Annotated in this window: 1 protein-coding gene and 1 rRNA gene; both read right to left on the bottom strand. The window is 53.6% G+C overall.

Features of this window, described 5'->3' with window-relative positions:
* Positions 1-334: 334 nt before the first annotated feature.
* Complete coding sequence (locus G9463_RS23775; protein ID WP_165898007.1) at positions 335-484, bottom strand: hypothetical protein; 150 nt, start codon at positions 482-484, stop codon at positions 335-337.
* Positions 485-725: 241 nt separating this feature from the next.
* A 5S ribosomal RNA gene (gene rrf, locus G9463_RS23780) occupies positions 726-839 on the bottom strand; the annotation flags it as partial.

The raw sequence follows: 839 nt of genomic DNA on the forward strand, positions 1-839 counted from the left end.
AACGTCTCGGTCTCCGCGACATTGAAGAACGACTCTACCGAAGGCTCATTCTGCAGGGTCGCTGAGTCCATACCACCTCAGCATTCACCCTGCTCTTTGGTGTGGTAACTGTTCTATGACACCCTCTGACTAGGGTTATGAAACGCACAGGCCAACCCCCGCTCCCAGACTGGGTTCAAAATTCCTATCAGACGCTTGAGAGAGCGTACACCTCAGGTACTGACGAACTCTCTAAGACTGAAGCCCATGAGTTCCTTCTGGCTGAGTCCGAACATATTGAAGAGCACGCTGATGCAGTATACGTGGTTGACCGACTTCTTGACTGTGGATGGCTCTATGAGGTCAATGACCAACTCCGTAAAACCGAGTAACTCTCCAGTCCGTCCTGAATCTCGTCAGTGGCCAGCGGTGTGAGTTCCAGTAGCCGATCACCCATCCGGTTCGTCTGGAGAGACTGGTCAGCGGGTGCGTCCTGTTCGCTCACGGAGATCCTGAAGCCCTTCCAGAGTGATACTGTCCAACCACACGATTACCGCAAGCTAAAACTACACTGACAGATATTTTCGCATGACCGTTTCAGTCACTGATAGTTGGATGATTACCAGCGTGTCACAGACGACTCACGGAGTGCGAGAACTATCTGTTCATTGAGTGGGTCAGCTGTATAAATACGAAAGGCCCACCGGGGAGAGATGCCTCTCCTGAGTGGGCTTGATAGGTATGAATGGTGGCGGCGAACCGCGTTTCCCAGAGGCTCGCGCACTCCAGTACTCCCCGGAACGCTGGTGGGCTTATCTTCCGTGTTCGGGATGGGTACGGGAGGCAACCCCACCGCTGTG

This window comes from Haloarcula sp. JP-Z28 (genome assembly GCF_011440255.1).
Lineage (GTDB): Archaea > Halobacteriota > Halobacteria > Halobacteriales > Haloarculaceae > Haloarcula > Haloarcula marismortui.